10 protein-coding genes and 1 pseudogene are annotated in these 16,116 nt (G+C 35.0%); all 11 read left to right on the top strand.

What is annotated here, in order from left to right; genetic code table 11:
• The first annotated feature begins 60 nt into the window (after positions 1–60).
• The 11 genes and pseudogenes from AB3K27_RS11090 (at position 61) to AB3K27_RS11040 (ending at position 16,112) form a co-directional block, all read left to right on the top strand.
• A complete protein-coding gene (locus AB3K27_RS11090; RefSeq protein ID WP_368487506.1) occupies positions 61–1,695 on the top strand; it encodes a phosphoenolpyruvate synthase in 1,635 nt (544 codons plus the stop codon).
• Positions 1,696–1,820: 125 nt separating this feature from the next.
• Positions 1,821–2,942, top strand: coding sequence for an IS4 family transposase (locus AB3K27_RS11085; protein WP_368487505.1), 1,122 nt, complete (start codon positions 1,821–1,823; stop codon positions 2,940–2,942).
• A 241-nt stretch (positions 2,943–3,183) separates the two neighbouring features.
• Positions 3,184–4,219: pseudogene (locus AB3K27_RS11080) on the top strand (PEP-utilizing enzyme); the annotation flags it as partial.
• A 54-nt stretch (positions 4,220–4,273) separates the two neighbouring features.
• Positions 4,274–4,951, top strand: a complete 678-nt coding sequence (locus tag AB3K27_RS11075) for a hypothetical protein (protein WP_368487504.1) — start codon at positions 4,274–4,276, stop codon at positions 4,949–4,951.
• Positions 4,952–5,046: 95 nt separating this feature from the next.
• Positions 5,047–5,373 carry a cupin domain-containing protein gene (locus tag AB3K27_RS11070; RefSeq protein WP_368491215.1) on the top strand — a complete coding sequence of 109 codons (327 nt, stop codon included), beginning with the start codon at positions 5,047–5,049 and terminating at the stop codon, positions 5,371–5,373.
• A gap of 20 nt (positions 5,374–5,393) precedes the next feature.
• Positions 5,394–5,654: a hypothetical protein gene (locus AB3K27_RS11065; RefSeq protein ID WP_368487503.1), complete on the top strand. Its 261-nt coding sequence runs from the start codon at positions 5,394–5,396 to the stop codon at positions 5,652–5,654.
• Positions 5,655–6,022: 368 nt separating this feature from the next.
• Positions 6,023–6,811, top strand: coding sequence for an ABC transporter ATP-binding protein (locus tag AB3K27_RS11060; RefSeq protein WP_368487502.1), 789 nt, complete (start codon positions 6,023–6,025; stop codon positions 6,809–6,811).
• Positions 6,812–6,816: 5 nt separating this feature from the next.
• Positions 6,817–8,448, top strand: a complete 1,632-nt coding sequence (locus tag AB3K27_RS11055) for a hypothetical protein (protein WP_368487501.1) — start codon at positions 6,817–6,819, stop codon at positions 8,446–8,448.
• A 318-nt stretch (positions 8,449–8,766) separates the two neighbouring features.
• Complete coding sequence (locus AB3K27_RS11050) at positions 8,767–9,468, top strand: 4'-phosphopantetheinyl transferase superfamily protein (protein ID WP_368487500.1); 702 nt, start codon at positions 8,767–8,769, stop codon at positions 9,466–9,468.
• A 1-nt stretch (position 9,469) separates the two neighbouring features.
• Positions 9,470–10,177: a thioesterase II family protein gene (locus AB3K27_RS11045; protein WP_368487499.1), complete on the top strand. Its 708-nt coding sequence runs from the start codon at positions 9,470–9,472 to the stop codon at positions 10,175–10,177.
• A gap of 250 nt (positions 10,178–10,427) precedes the next feature.
• A complete protein-coding gene (locus AB3K27_RS11040) occupies positions 10,428–16,112 on the top strand; it encodes an amino acid adenylation domain-containing protein (protein WP_368487498.1) in 5,685 nt (1,894 codons plus the stop codon).
• The last annotated feature ends 4 nt before the right edge of the window (positions 16,113–16,116 follow it).

Here is a 16,116-nt window from a genome sequence, read left to right as displayed (position 1 = left end):
CTCAAAAATGCTTTTTATTAATAAGAAATAAAAACGCGAAAATTAGAAAGGAGAATATGTATGAATTCCTATGTACTTGATTTTCAGGAAATCGATAAAACCAAGCTTGCGATAGTCGGGGGCAAAGGCGCCAACCTGGGGGAATTATCCAGGATTGAGGGGATACAAGTGCCAGAGGGCTTTTGCGTTACTACCGAATCATATAAAGAAATTATTGGGAATAACGAGGAGTTTAATTCACTGCTGGATCAGTTGTCCCTTCTAAAAGCGGACAACAGGGAAGGTATTGGTGAAATCAGCGCGAAAATCCGAAAGGTCATCGAAGGAACAGCTATTCCGAAAGGCATCGATAATGAGATTACCGGTCATCTTGCCCAGCTTGGTGAAAAAAATGCCTATGCCGTACGTTCCAGTGCTACGGCGGAGGATCTGCCGACAGCCTCTTTCGTGGGACAGCAGGATACGTATCTGAATATCATCGGAAAAGAAGCTATCCTGAGACATATCAGCAAATGCTGGGCATCGCTGTTTACCGACCATGCTGTAACCTACCGCATCCAAAACGGCTTCGACCACCGCAAGGTCCATCTGTCCGTGGTCATCCAGCGGATGGTTTTCCCGGAGGCGGCGGGAATCATGTTTACTGCCGACCCCATCACTTCCAACAGGAAGGTTGTATCCATCGACGCAAGCTTTGGGCTCGGTGAAGCTCTGGTTTCCGGACTGGTAAACGCAGATAACTATAAGATACGTGATGGCAGAATCGTTGATAAGAAGATATCCACTAAGAAGCTGGCTATCTATGCCTTAAAAGAAGGTGGAACGGAGGAGAAGAAGATCGAGGCTGAACGTCAGAACAGGCAGACGCTGATGGACGAACAGATTTTGGAGCTTGAGAAAACAGGCAGAACGATTGAGGCCTATTTCGGCCGTCCGCAGGATATCGAATGGTGCCTGTATGAAAATAAATTCTTTGTTGTCCAGAGCCGCTCTATCACTACCTTATATCCCATACCGGACGTACAGGATGGGAAAAACCATGTGTATATGTCTTTCAGCCATCAGCAGATGATGACCGACGCCATGAAAACATTGGGGCTATCCTTTTTTGAGTTGGGGTTTCAAGATAAGCCAGAGGAAAAGTCCAAGGAAGCCCTTCTCGTTCCGATCGGTGGGAGGTTTTTCTTCGATCTGGCCCACGATTTGTCTTCTCCCGTGGGACGAAAAATAGTGCTCGCTTCTATGGGCAAGATCGATCCTCTTATGCTTAACGCACTCAAGAGCCTGATGAAACGGAAGACCTTCATGAAATCATTGGCGCGCAGCGGGAAAGGGTTCTTCAGCATGGGCACAGGGTATTTTTCCTGGGGGCTGGTCGTTCAGTCAATCAAGATATCCCGCAACAACGACGCATTCATCGTTCAAACTTTAATGTCCCAAAATGAGGCATCTATCAGAGAGCTGCAACGCAGGATCGCAAATCTGTCCGGAGAAGAACTGTTTGCCGCCGTTATAGAAGAACTCAAGCGCTTAAAAAAAGCGATGTATGACCCCAAAAGTATGGGAGTGGTTTATGCCGGATCATTAGCGCTGAATTGGATCAATAAGAACATGGAAAAGTGGCTGGGCGAAAAGAGCGCGGCGGATTCGCTTACCAAATCCGTTGCCAACGATGTTACCTCCGAAATGGGCTGACGTATGGACAGTTTAATGTAAATTAATGTATAAAACATTTGCAGGATAAAATTATATAGAAAACCGCCTTAAAACCCTATAAAATATAGTTGCAACCAATATAAATAGGAAGGCGGTTAACAAGTATGTTAAATACTCAAGAATATATTATCACAGAACTGAAAAAAAGCCTAGAATCTATGATTTTTTTGACAGCACCTAGATTAAGAATTTTAGTAGCAATTATAATAGGAATTATAGACTCAGGATCAGTTGTGCTATCAAAAATTGCACAAGAATTAAAGAGCGACTTCAGTGAGGCAACTGAAGCAAGTAAAGTAAAAAGGATTTTCAGATTCTTAACAAATGATAAAATAAATACTGATATAGTTCAATACCATTTTGCAAGGACTCTTCTGAAGAAATATAAGAATCATTCAGGAAAGGTTCATATAATTTTTGACCATACCACAAAAGAGGATGTATTTACTATTCTTCAATTTTCACTAAGGGTTGATAACAGAGTGATTCCATTGTGGCATAAAATATTTGAGTATCAAGATAAGAAAAACAAAGAATTTGAGCATGTCTATGAAGGATTAAAAGTGGTTCATGAACTCTTATCCCCTTATAATTTTGATGTAATTCTTTTAGCTGATAGAGGCTTTAGAAGTGTTGAATTGTTTAAGTTTATTGATGAAGAATTAAAATGGAAATATGCAATAAGATGTATATCAACTACAAATGTTAGAATTTCAAACAAGCCTGGAATCAAAAAATTGAGTGACATAAAGATAAAAGCAAATAAGCGAAAATCCTTTGAGAAAGTGCTGTTAACAGAGGAAAAATATGAATGCAATCTGGGAGTTGCCTTAGCAGAAGATAATGATGTATGGTATATTGCAACAAACATGAAGCCCCAAAAAGCTATAAATGAATATCAAAAAAGATTTGATATTGAGGAAGCATTCAGAGATTTAAAGAGCAATGGATTTAATATGGAGGATAGCTGGTCAAAAGGAATAACTTATTTTAAGAACTTATATTTATGTCTTTCCATAGCCTATACTTGGCTTATAATATTAGGAAAAATCTGCACAAAGAATAAGAAAAATAAAGAGCTGGGAGCTGTAAGGATTAACAAGAATAAAAAGACAATAAGGGTATACAGTCTGTTTAGGGCGGGTTTGAAATGGTTTAAGAGATGCTACAATGATTATAGAAAAAAGTACAGGCTTAATTTTGATTTTATTCTACATGAGAAGTAATTATAACCAAACATTATAGTAATAATTTGGATATTTATAGTGTCGGTTAATCCAGGGTAATAGTCTATACCTTTATATGTCCATAATATTGAATTATATTAATATATAACTATATAAGGTTAATGCAGTATATTATCAGGATGAAAATACTATGAAAATTAGAACTAAGCAGCACTTTATGAAAGTATTTATTGAAATTTTTAGAAGATTAACTTGTTATAACCATATATATGTCCATACGTCAGCCGAAATGGGACTGGAGTTGCTGGATGTGGCGGATGTCGTCCGGCAATATCCTGCAGTGTTGGAGTATTTTCAACATGCCAATGATGAAACTTTTTTTGAGAATTTGGCTAAGTTGGAAGGCGGCAATGCTGTAAGCAAATCCATACGGGCGTATCTTGGAAAATACGGCATGCGTTGCCCCGGCGAGATCGATATCACCAGGCCCCGCTTTAGCGAACAGCCTACCGCACTCGTCCCCATGATTCTCAGCAATATCAAGAATCTTGAACCGAATGCCCATAACGCCTTGTTTGAGCGGGGCCTGCTGGAAGCAAAACAGAAAGAACAGAATCTCCTGAATCGTCTGGAACAATTGCCCGGTGGAAAACAGAAGGCCAAGAAGGCAAGGAAGAAGATCAGCGTTTTGCGCAACTTTGTCGGCTATCGGGAATACCCGAAATATATCATGGTCGAGCATTACTGGATCATCAAGCAGGCCCTGATGAAGGAGGCCGCTCGGCTCGTGCAAAAGGGGGTTATCCGGGAGAAGGAGGATATCTACTATTTGTCTTTTGAGGAACTCCGCGAGGCCATCCGTACAAACCGGGTGGATTACGGCATCATAACGAAGCGAAAACAGGAATACGAGACCTATGAGAAGCTGACGCCGCCACGGGTGATGACGTCCGAGGGCGAGATCATATCCGGCGAATACGACACCGGTAACATACCGAAAGGCGCTTTGGCGGGTATACCCGTTTCCTCCGGGACCATCGAGGGGCGGGCGCGGGTCGTTCTGAAAATGGAGGATGCTCACATGGAGGACGGCGATATTTTGGTCACCGTATTTACCGACCCAAGCTGGACGCCGGTGTTTGTAACGATCAAAGGCTTGGTGACGGAAGTGGGTGGAATGATGACCCATGGTGCCGTTTGTTGCAAGGGAATATGGTCTGCCTTCCGTAGCCGGTGTGGAAAACGCCACTAAGCGGATTCAAGATGGGCAAAGAATTCGGGTGAACGGAACGGAAGGGTATATAGAAATCCTTTAAGGTGCTGAAATGATATTTTAAGGTCCGAGAATCTCGGAAGAAAGGATGGAAAAAATGATTGAACAAATGAACTCTAACATTGTTGCTTTTAAGAAACAACTGGAGAATAGTGGAACGAAAGGATTAGTAATAGACCTTGATGAGACACTTTCATGGACAATCCATTACATGGCCGGCGAACTTGCGAAGCGCTATGGAAATCCCCAAAATCTATCAGTAGAAGAATTACGCGAAAGAATGATTGCTCATGATGTCCCCTTTTGGAATGTTGAAGAAATTCGAAAGTGGGGGCTGCTCGCCCTGGAATCGGAAGAAATGACGGAAGAGTATCCGATCATTGAAGGTTCTGATAAAGCGGTTGAGAAAATAGATCATGTTATCCTTGTAGTAGGTTACCTTACTTTAAGACAGACGTCAATCAGAGATGCTACAAAGAGATGGCTGAAGAAACATGGTTTTCCCGATGCACCGGTAATAACCAGGCCTAACAATTTAAAGCTTGAGGAAGGAATGAAATGGAAAGCAGATACATTAGCTTATCTCTATCCTCAAGTAATAGGCTTGATTGACGATACCCTTGATATTTTCAACTATTTACCAGGCAGTTATAAGGGAACCATTTTTTTATATGGTCAAACGGATTACCCCAAAAGCGATCTGAACATTATTCCCTGTAAAACTTGGGATGACGTTTACAAGAAAGTAGTGGAACACAAGGCCTCGTTGGGATGACGTTTATAACAAAGTTGAAGAACACCAACTGGCATGCCACAATATTTTAAAACGCAAGAAAGGACTGAGCTAATTTGGAGAAAAACCAGTTTATCATGAATATTCCTAATGCGGAGAGCGTGAACCTGGAAAGTTTGGTGGAGTATCAAAGCGGACAGTTGGTTAGCCTGACCATTGCCCAATTGCCCAACATCAACATTATATTGTTTGCTATTGACCAAGGGGCTCAGGGGGAAGCAATTAACGCTCACAGCGCTCCGGGGGACGCCCTGTTACAGATCCTGGACGGAGCTGCGGAGCTCACTATCGGTGAGAAAATCCTCACCGTCAAAAAAGGGGAATCTGTGGTCATGCCGGCAAATGTGCCGCATGCCTTGGCAGCAAAAGAACGGTTTAAAATGCTGCTGACCTTTATTGAGTAATGAGAACTGTATAGTGTAAGATGGCAGCCTTATCGACAGAGCCCTGTTGCAGGGAGAATACGAGAAGTATATACAATAGGGGGATAGGGGATAGGCTGGTAGGATTGATAAAAGCACTTGAAAATAGCGTCACTTTTTCAATGCCCGTGACGATCACTCCGCTTTACATCATATTTGGATTTGTCGTTGTCATGCTCTCCTATGAGCTGTCGAAGCTGCTGTGCAGAAGAAAAGTCAATGCAGTTTCTATGAGTGAAGCCTTAAAATCAGGAACGGAATAGAAAAGTTTTATATCTTCCCTAATAAAATAAAAATTATAAAAAGAGTTATGTATGGGCAGGTGTATTTGCATTAAATATAAGAAAACAAATAAATATTTTGATAAACATGGATAAGTTACGGGTATAGAAAGAACAGCTATAACAGATGCAATTTCAAGGTATAATAAAGCTTGTTAAACTTGTTTGAAGAACCATAACGTAAAAGGATAGAAAGTCTAACTTTCTGTCTTTTTACGTTCAAATAATTACCATATATGTATTATGATATTATTGAATTTTTAAAGCTCTGTTACAATATAATTAAAGCAGACTTATACAGAATAATATGATAAAATCTACCTAGAAGAAAACAGACTGGAGTGATCTTATTGGAAAACGAAAAATTACCTTTAATAAGTATAAAAGATTTGAAAATTAGCTTCGGAGAAAAACAGGTATTAAAAGGGGTGAATTTACAGGTATATAAAGGTGAAATCATAGGATATATAGGTCCTAATGGTGCAGGAAAAAGTACTACAGTAAAAATAATACTTGGACTCATAGGGGGATATGAAGGAGAGATAAGAATTTTAGGACAAGATATAAGTGATGGTAATATAGAATATAAAAGAAAAATAGGCTATGTACCGGAGACAGCAGAAATATATGATAGTCTTACAGCTAGAGAATATCTGACTTTTATAGGAGAACTCTATGGTTTAAATTATAATAAGGTAGATAAGAAAGCAGAAAGACTCATGAAGCTATTTGGTATAGATGAAGTTTACAATTCAAGAATAACTTCTTATTCCAAGGGAATGAAACAAAAAGTACTTATAATATCAAGCTTACTCCACAATCCAGATATACTGTTTTATGATGAACCTTTAAGTGGATTGGATGCCAACAGCGTTATTGTAGTTAAAGAAATACTTGCACAACTGGCACTTCAGGGCAAAACCATATTTTATTCATCTCATATAATGGATGTAGTAGAGAAGATAAGCAACAGGATAGTACTTCTTAATAATGGTGAAATTATAACTGATGGTACTTTTGAGGATTTAAAAAATAAATCTGAGGAAAAATCTCTGGAAAGAATATTCAATGACTTAGTAGGGTTTAGTGAGCACAAGTCAATAGCTGAAAAATTTGTATCTATAATTGAAGAGAGGTAGCAGTTATGAAAGATTTCAGAGTATTAAAGTTTTTGGATAAGTTTCAGAGTGTATTTGAAAAATATGGCGTAGATTACACTATAATGAGAAAGATACTACAGATGAAACTTCTCATGGATGGAAGACGGGTACCTACAATATTAAAAAATTCCACTAAAAAGAAAAGTGAAAATAATAACGGAAATAATCTTAAAAAGTCTCTATTATTTTATGTAATTATAGGAATAATTATGGTTCCCTTTGTTGTTATTGATAGAAATTTTATGTTTCAAATGAGTTTTGTATTTGGAATTCTTATGTTTATGCTTATGACTTCCTTAATTTCTGATTTTTCTTCTGTGCTTTTAGACATAAGGGATAAAAATATTATATATTCAAAACCAGTAGATAATAAAACTTTAAACACTGCAAAAATAATTCATGTATGCATATATATGTTTTTAATAACTATTTCAATTTCTGGGGTAGCTTTGGTGGTAGCTTTGATAAAACAAGGATTTTTATTTTTTCTAATATTTTTTCTTGAAATAATTTTATCTAATCTATTTATAGTAATAATAACTGCTTTATTGTATCTGGTCATATTAAAGTTTTTTGATGGCGAAAAATTAAAGGATATAATAAATTATGTTCAAATAATATTATCTATAACTATAACTTTAGGATATCAATTTATAGGGAGATTATTCAATATTGTAGATTTAAAAGCAATATTAACTCCCAGATGGTGGCAGTATTTTTTACCACCAGTATGGTTTAGTGCTCCTTTTGAATTGATATTGAAGCACAATTACAGTTATTTTACTGTGATATTTTCTGTATTAGCATTAATTGTGCCCATAGTTTCCATAATTATATATGTAAAGCTTATACCAACCTTTGAGAAAAATCTGCAGAAGTTAAACAATAATAGTGTCCGGGGAAAAAAGGTTAAAGGTAAGCTGTCTATAGCTTTATCCAGTATAATATGTTCAAATAGAGAGGAAAGAATATTTTTTAAATTTGCCTCCTATATGATGAAAAACGAAAGGGAATTTAAGCTTAAAGTGTATCCATCACTAGGATTTTCATTGATTTTTCCATTTATATTTATATTCAATAATATAGGATATGAAAGCTTATCCAGTATAGCTTCCAGCAAGATGTATTTGAATATATATTTTTGCACATTAATAATTCCTTCCATAGTCATGATGATGAGATATTCCATAAACTATAGAGGTGCATGGATTTATAAAGCTATGCCAATTGAAAACACAGCCTCTATATTTAAAGGAACTTTAAAGGCCTTTATTGTAAAGCTTATGCTTCCGGTATATATTCTGGAATCTATACTGTTTATATTTATATTTGGTATTAGAATAATTCCGGATATATTTGTACTGTTTTTTAATATTTTGCTGTTTACAGTTATATGTTTTAAATCTATGAAAAAATCACTACCTTTCTCAGAAAAATTTCAGACTTCAGGACAAGGGGAAAAACTAATTTTTATTCCTCTTATGATATTATTAGGAGTATTAGCGGGAATACATTATTTCTGTACCTTTATAAATTACGGTATATGTGTATATTTAATCATATTAATTATATTAGTCACAGTTTTATGGAAAAGAGCTTTTAATGTGTCTTTATAGTTTAATATAATAATTAACTAGAACTAAATTTTATGTCGTATATTGAAATGTAAATTTAATTTGATGTAATTTTGTGTAAATATTAGTCATATTAGTTAATTATACGTTAATTCTGTGTTAATATTTGTCATTTTACACGTTGAATTATTGACTTATATATTTCCAAAAATATATAATATATGTGTTGTATTTCTCTGAATCTTAGAAGAAGTTATCAAGGGGGTAACATGCTTATCCCTACTTTAAAGAAGATGAGGGGCTAGCTAATTACGGCCTTCAAGTAAGTTTTAGAAAGTTTTGTATCTGGAGGAGTTCCATATGGTCAATATCTATGCCATTAATATAAGTGACAATATGAATTGCTGTGAATTAAATGAGTTAATGTCGTTTATTTCTGAAGAGAAACTCTACAGAGTAAAGAAATTTTATAAATTGGAAGATTTGAAAAGAGGTGTGATGTCTGAAATATTAGTAAGATTTATTCTATGTAAAAACTTTCATGTGAGAAATAAAGATTTAAGTATTACAAAAAATTATTATGGAAAACCATTGTTAAGTTATCCTAAAAGTATTCATTTTAATGTTTCTCATTCAGGACACTGGATAGTGTGTGCAGTACATAATTTACCAGTGGGTATTGATATTGAACAAATTAAACCTATTGATTTTAGTATTGCTGAGCATTTTTTCTCTGAAAGTGAATATGGCAGTATTCTAATGTCAGATGAAGGTTCTAGATTGTCTCTATTTTATGAATTTTGGACTTTAAAAGAAAGTTATATTAAAGCTGTTGGAAAAGGTCTGTATATAGCACTTAATTCATTTAATATAAAACTTTGTAATGATGATGTACGGGTTGAAAGGGAAGGTAGTTTTGAGGATTATTATTTCAAGCAATATGATATAGATAAAAATTACAAACTTTCAGTATGTGCCAGAACTAACAATTTTTCAAATAACATTATACTATGGAGTGACTTGGAATTGTATAAAATGTTTAAGGCCCTTGTGAGGTGGTAAAATGGATAAAATTAGATTAATCTGCTTGCCTTATGCTGGCGGATCATCGATGATTTACAGTAAATGGACAAAATATCTTAACACATCTATTGAAATATACAGAGTTGAACTGGCTGGAAGGGGAAGAAGAAAAAACGTACCCTTATATACAACCCTTGAAGACTCAGTTAATGATGTTTTTTTATCAATAAAAGATTTTTTAAATGACTCTTCATATGTAATATTTGGACATAGTATGGGGAGTATAATTGCCTATGAACTAAGCTGCAAAATTAAACAATCCGGTCTAAATAATCCTCTTAATATAATATTTTCAGGTTCTAATGCTCCACATGTTAAAAGTAAGAGAGAACTTTGTTATAGGCTACCTGAAGATAAGTTCAAAAATATTATCCTAGAATATGGTGCTACTCCTGCTGAAGTTTTTGAAGATAGGGTATTAGCCAGCTATTTTGTTCCAATACTCAGGGCTGATTTTAGGATTCTTGAAACATATCAATATAATGATAGAGAAAACCCATTTGATTGTCCCATAACTATTTTTTATGGTATGCGTGATAAATTGGTGGATGTCCAAAAAATAGATGAATGGTCAGGTTATACAAGAAAACAATGTAAAAAATATGCCTTTCAGGGAGGACATTTCTTCATAAATGATAATATGAAAAATGTGGTTGAAACTATAAATCATGTTATAGCAAGTCTGTAAAATACTCATTTATAAAAATGCATAGCCAAACTCTAAAATATAGGTTGATTCATGAATGACTTATATAAAGAGCTGACTATGACAAATAACCAATAATATATTACACCAAAATTAGAAAAAATGCTATGTAAAATTTTATCTATGTGGCTTGAAAAAACTAAAAAATTTAATTGTGAAATGAAAGTATATTTTACCAGGATAATTGTCCATAAGTCAGATACTTTAATAACATATGGAAGGGGAATTTAAAGTGTGTGTTAATCAAATAAATGCAGCAGATATGAAAGTGCAAGTATATGAACTTATATCAAATGTAACTGGGCATAAAATTGAAGATCTTGATTGTGAAATGTTTCTTGAAGGTGATTTGGGAATTGATTCAATTAAAATGGTAACATTGATGAACCAGCTAATGAAGCTTGTACCTGCTGAACGACTAGATGAGTTTACATCTATGTATCCTATAGCACGGCTCATGTCATTGCAAACAATAGGTGAAATTGTCCTTATATTTGAGGAGTTTTACAATGTGGAGGAGTTAAGTCAAAGTGAAAAAGATGATTTAGTAATTTTGAATGCTCAATATCCATTTTTAGTATCCTATTGGTCGGTGGGGACATTAACTATTTGTTCAGGTGTAAAAATTGAGGGGTCACTTTATTTAAATCAGCTGCAGGAAAGTTGGATTGAATTAGTAAAGAGGCATCCTAGTTTGCGAGGGGAATTTGATGTTTGTGAGGGAGCAAAAAGTTTTAAAGACTATAGTCTTAAAGTATTTAGTAATCCTACCTTACCTGAAATAGAGGTACAGGATATAAGACACATGCCTGTGCAAGCTAAAAGCCAGAGAATTAATCAGATTATTGAAGAAATTCTAAACAATTCCTTTGATATTTTTGTATACCCGCTTCATAGATTTATGGTGATTCAGATAAATGACACTGAATATGAACTAATATTGGCAAATAATCATCTGGTTTCAGATGGATTGGGAAATCAGCAAATCCTCAGAGAGATACTTGAGATATATGCAGCAAAAATACAGGGTGTCAGCGTAAAATTATGGGAAAGTGTATCCCTCGGCGATTATAATGAAGTAGTTTCAGAGATGAATAATTGGAATGATCCTGAAGAAAACAAAAATTTAGATAGTTATTCTCGAGTTTGCGGGAAGGCAAAGTATAGTTTTAATCCTTTTGGCAGGGGTAATGCTGATAATGAATTTGCCCAGGTTAAGACTAAGAAATACTGGATAAGTGAAAATATTACCAGGCTTCTTATGGACAAATCAAGAGCATGGAGAGTATCTTTGTTTACTATTATAGTTAGTGCTTATTTAAAATCTGTAACACAGCTGGATGAGGACAGTGATCAAATTATACTAAATTTACCTACTGGGGGGAAGGTATATCCTAGTATTGATGCAACAGGACTTATAGGGTGCTTTGCTCAGAATATGTCACTAAGCTTTAATTCAAAAGAGGCTGATGAGGATTGGGTGACATTAGTAATGAGGGTGGATAAAGAAATAAAAGATAAAATATCTGCAGGAATAGACAGGGCTCAAACCTACATTGCTGCTAAAATGGCAAAAGATGAGGATATGCTTGAAGATGGAAAGATGGCTAAAACGACAGCGGCTTTTGTGCGTTCCAGCTTAAAATCAAACTTATATCTTTCTTTTGTTGGAGATACTCACATAAAAGAAAGATATGGCAACTTAAAAATAGTTGATTATGAAGCATATACATCAACTAATGCAGGAGCTATAGATAATGTTATTGAATTATTCCAAAATCAAATATTTATCTCATCCAATTATGATAGTTTGCATTTTCATGAAGATAATATTAATTTGTTAATTAAAAAATTTATAGATAATCTCCATTTTCTTGCAAATTATAAAATGGAAAACCAGGATAAAGTACTAAGACTAGAGGTTTCGGAAGATAAAATGTTACTTGGAGAACTACAGAAAATAGCCGAGGAAATTTGCTGTACAGCTATCTGTGAACAGGATATACATAAGGATCTGGAGGCAGATTTTGGGATCGATTCTTTACAACGTATTCGTATAATAACAAGATTGTGTAAACTTCATGAAGGAATTGATAAAAACTCTCTTTTTGAATGCAGGACTCTAAGTGAAATGGCTTCATTAGTTGAAAAAAATCAAAGCTTAACAGAGAACTACTCTGGGGAAGAAGAACAAATTCCATATAGACAAATTGTGAAACAGTGCAGGGCTACGCCTGATGCAATAGCTATTATGTATAAGGATGAGAATATAACCTATAAGGAATTAGACAACATATCAAATAGGATTGCTAATTATTTAAAAAGTCAGGGTGTTAAAAGAGGTTCTCTTGTTGGAATAATGGTACTTCCAGGTCCTATGATGTTATTTGGAATGATAGGTATTATGAAAGCAGGTGCAGCTTATGTTCCAGTGGATCCTAGTTATCCAACAGAAAGAGTTCAATATATACTAAATAACTCAGGTATAGAAATTTTACTTGCTGAGCATGGGTTAAAAACTTCATTAGAACAATTAATAAAGGAGGATTCTGTCATAAAAGCCCTTATGTATTTGGACTATGGCACTCCTTTGGATTCAATATACAACTACAAGCAGATCTTAAAGGAACAATGGATGGCTGCCCATGATGGTGAGCTTGAAGTTATAAATTCTCCTGATGATTTAATGACAGTTCTTTATACTTCAGGTTCAACTGGAAACCCTAAGGGGGTCATGCTGGGGCATAGAGGTTATATGAATAGGTTAAAATGGCATCAGGATACTTTTAAGTTAAAGCCGGGAGAACGGGTGGCACAGAAGACATCTTGTTGTTTTGATATATCTGTCTGGGAACTTTTCTGGCCTTTAATGTATGGAGGTATAGTATGTCCTGTTAGTAAGGAAATTGTAAAAAATCCATGGAGTTTAGGAAAATGGCTGATAGATACAAAGATAAATATAATGCATTTTGTGCCATCCTTGTTTGGTGAATTTGTAAATGCTTTAGAGGATGATGATTATAACTTTAAGGATTTAAGATGGTTAATTTTTAGTGGTGAGGCACTGCCAATGGCCACAATACAAAAATGGATAGATAAGCATGGTTTATCAATAGGGCTTGCAAATCTTTATGGACCTACTGAGGCATCCATTGATGTTACCTGTCACATAATTGACAAAAGACCTGGAACTAATGGAGAAAACAGTATTCCAATAGGCAGACCTATTGATAATGTGTTCATTAAAAATTTAGATGAAAATATGAAAGAACTTCCAGATGGGGAAATGGGGGAACTTTGGATTGGAGGTGTTCAGCTTTCAAGTGGCTATATGAATAATAGGCAGAAAACAGAGGAAGCCTTTAAGCCTAATCCTTTCAAAGATGTTCCAGGTGATTATTTGTATCGAACAGGAGATCTAACCTCCAGAAGGCCAGATGGGAGTTATGAGTATCATGGACGCAAAGACAATCAGGTGAAGATAAGGGGATTTAGAGTTGAACTGGGAGAAATTGAAGCAGTGCTTGGAACCCATCCTTGTGTAAATGAAACTGCTGTAATTGCAGTGGACTATATTCAGGGGCAGAAGCAATTATTTGCCTGGGTTTCAGGTAATAAAGTAGATGATAGTGAATTAAAAAAGTGTATATCAAAGAAGCTCCCTTATTACATGATTCCCCACCGCTTTGAATGGGTGACCGTTTTGCCAAAGACTCCTAATGGAAAGCTTGATAGAAAAGTTTTGAATGAATTATCTCAAAGGAAACTGAAGGGTAATGTGGTTGAAGATGCACTAACCAGTGAAATACCACTGTCACCTGCACAGAATTGGCTAATGAATTATTTTGATTATCCATATCAGTGGACTGGATATACAAGGTTTTTATATAAACAGCCTTTAGATTATAATTTGTTTAACAAAGCACTTTCAATATTAACTGATAACCATGATGTTTTAAGAAGTGTATTAGTTAATAAAGGAGAAAAGTGGCAGCAGAAATTTTTGCCTTTAGGACAAAATGTAAAAGCAGATTTTTATGATGGTTCTCATATGGAGCATGAAGAGAGAGACAGAGAGGTGAAAAATTTAATTGATAAAATTATTCTAGATCTAAAAGTAGACAAATGGCCTCTCTGGAAAGTGGTTGTTATAAGGGTAAATGGTTCTCTTTATGATATTTCTGTAATTGGACATCACCTCATTTCTGATGTTATAACAAATCAACTGTTGTTTAAGGATATATGGAAAATATATAGACAACTTATTTTGACTGAAGATATTAAACTTGAAAAATCTAAATCATATAGGGATTTTATTTTGCGAGTTAATGAAGAAAAGAAGAATAAAGGCCTGGAATTTGTAGATTATTGGAAAAAACAATTTCCTTCAGAATTTTATTCTTTTAAGATTCCTGAGGATTTTAATCTGGGCAGTAATACTGAGCAGTCTGCCAGTTCAGAAATGTTTATTTTAGATAAGGCTAAAACACAGCAGTTATTAACTACTGCAAAGAAATGCTTCGGAACAAGTGTATATCCAATTTTACTGGCACCGCTTTATAAAATGCTGCAAAGGCTCTATAACAAATCATGGATAGTAGTAAGCCATAGAATGAATGGAAGGGATCTGGGGAATAATATATTTTTCCAGACTGCAGGAAATTTTGCAATAAATTATCCACTGGGAGTTACTATAGGACACAATGAAGATTGGAATGAAACAGTCCACAAGATCACAAATGCTATGAATGGAGTTCCAATGAACGGTATAAGTTATGATTTAATTTCAGACAGTTTGCCTTCATATTTATATCCTGATTTAAATTTAGCATCTATAAGGTCAAATTATCTGGGAAACAGGGATATGCCTCAATACGATATATTTGAATTTTCAAAGGATGATATTGACAGAAGATATTCCCATCCTGATCAAAAGAGAATTTCATCAATTGAATTTTTCTATTCTATAGTAAATGGTGAGTTGAATTTGGAAATAGAATATTCTAAGAATATGTACAGTGAATCTACCATAAAGCATCTTGGAAGTGAATACATGAGAGCTTTTATGGAGATGATCTCCTACATCAATAATCGAAAAAATCCTGAAAATAATAGTACTTTAAAGCCTCTATCATTGATAAATGGAAGTAAAAAGGGGGGCTTTTTATCAAACAAAAGTGTAATTGTAACCGGTGGAGGAAGAGGTATAGGAAAAACTATTGCCATTGAAATGGCTAAAGAAGGTGCTCAAGTAGCTATTATATCAAGGACAGCAGGTGAATTGGAGGAAACAGCAGCAGAGATTAAAAGAATTGGCAGTAAAGTTATAGCTATAACAGCGGATATCAGCAGTTATAATGATATCTGTGATGCTGTGAAAAAAATTGTTTCTGAATTTGGCAAAATAGATGTTCTTGTAAATAACGCAGGAATAACAAAAATGGCTCCTTTTACGGATATTAAAGAGGAGGAATGGAAGAGAATTGTAGAAGTTAATTTGTTTGGAACATATAACCTGTGTTATTTGACTATACCTCATTTTGTGAAACAAAAATCAGGAAAAATTATTAATTTAGGTTCTGATTCATCTTTTATAGGATATCCTTTGATGAGTGCTTATTCAGCGTCTAAGCATGGAATTATTGGATTAACTAAATCTTTAGCAGAGGAGTTCAAAGCTAATAACATTCAGGTAAATGCAATTTGTCCGGCTATGGTAGATACAAATATGGCTCCAGGTGCATTTAAGAAAAATGCTATGTCACCTAAAAAAGTTGCCGATTTAGTTTTATTCTTATCTTCAGATAAATCAGATTATATTACTGGAGAAGCTATTAAAATTTTTGGAAAGCAGGATATGTACTGGTTTGGATCTCAGCATATACCCGCTCTCAGAGCTGCATTGAGTAAAAGGTAAGGAG

The organism is Clostridium sp. BJN0013 (genome assembly GCF_040939125.1).
Taxonomy (GTDB): Bacteria; Bacillota; Clostridia; order Clostridiales; family Clostridiaceae; genus Clostridium_B.
This window is presented reverse-complemented; position numbering and strand designations above follow the sequence as displayed.

Bases quoted from the DNA above. Each gene is read 5' to 3' on its own strand.
- AB3K27_RS11090 (WP_368487506.1), top strand. From the start codon at position 61: ATGAATTCCTATGTACTTGATTTTCAGGAAATCGATAAAACCAAGCTT.
- AB3K27_RS11085 (WP_368487505.1), top strand. From the start codon at position 1,821: ATGTTAAATACTCAAGAATATATTATCACAGAACTGAAAAAAAGCCTA.
- AB3K27_RS11075 (WP_368487504.1), top strand. From the start codon at position 4,274: ATGATTGAACAAATGAACTCTAACATTGTTGCTTTTAAGAAACAACTG.
- AB3K27_RS11070 (WP_368491215.1), top strand. From the start codon at position 5,047: ATGAATATTCCTAATGCGGAGAGCGTGAACCTGGAAAGTTTGGTGGAG.
- AB3K27_RS11065 (WP_368487503.1), top strand. From the start codon at position 5,394: ATGGCAGCCTTATCGACAGAGCCCTGTTGCAGGGAGAATACGAGAAGT.
- AB3K27_RS11055 (WP_368487501.1), top strand. From the start codon at position 6,817: ATGAAAGATTTCAGAGTATTAAAGTTTTTGGATAAGTTTCAGAGTGTA.
- AB3K27_RS11050 (WP_368487500.1), top strand. From the start codon at position 8,767: ATGGTCAATATCTATGCCATTAATATAAGTGACAATATGAATTGCTGT.
- AB3K27_RS11045 (WP_368487499.1), top strand. From the start codon at position 9,470: ATGGATAAAATTAGATTAATCTGCTTGCCTTATGCTGGCGGATCATCG.